The sequence below is a fragment of the Mycobacterium sp. UM_Kg1 genome, assembly GCF_000972925.1.
Lineage (GTDB): Bacteria > Actinomycetota > Actinomycetes > Mycobacteriales > Mycobacteriaceae > Mycobacterium > Mycobacterium hiberniae.
Genome location: NZ_JRMK01000407.1, coordinates 1 through 213, shown reverse-complemented (window position 1 = coordinate 213; position 213 = coordinate 1). Strand labels below are relative to the sequence as shown.

The window sequence follows — 213 nt, the reverse complement described above, 5'->3', positions numbered from 1 at the left end:
ACTGGGCCGGCGGCATGCCCGAGTCCAGCGATTCCAGCTCGGCGAACGCCTCGGCGTGCTCGTCGATGAGGTCTGCGAGCTTCCACAGCCCCTTGGCGCGCTGGCGAGCCGGGAGGTCGGTCCCCCCGCCGGACTGGTAGGCCGCCTTGGCGCGGGCGACGGCTTCGTCGACGGCTTCCGGACCGGCGTCACGGAACTCGGTGATCTGTTCCT

1 protein-coding gene is annotated in these 213 nt (G+C 71.4%); it reads right to left on the bottom strand.

Going from position 1 to position 213, the window contains the following annotated elements:
- The coding region (locus LI92_RS21735) for an aldehyde dehydrogenase family protein (RefSeq protein ID WP_046322897.1) at window positions 1–213 on the bottom strand (213 nt) is incomplete at both ends.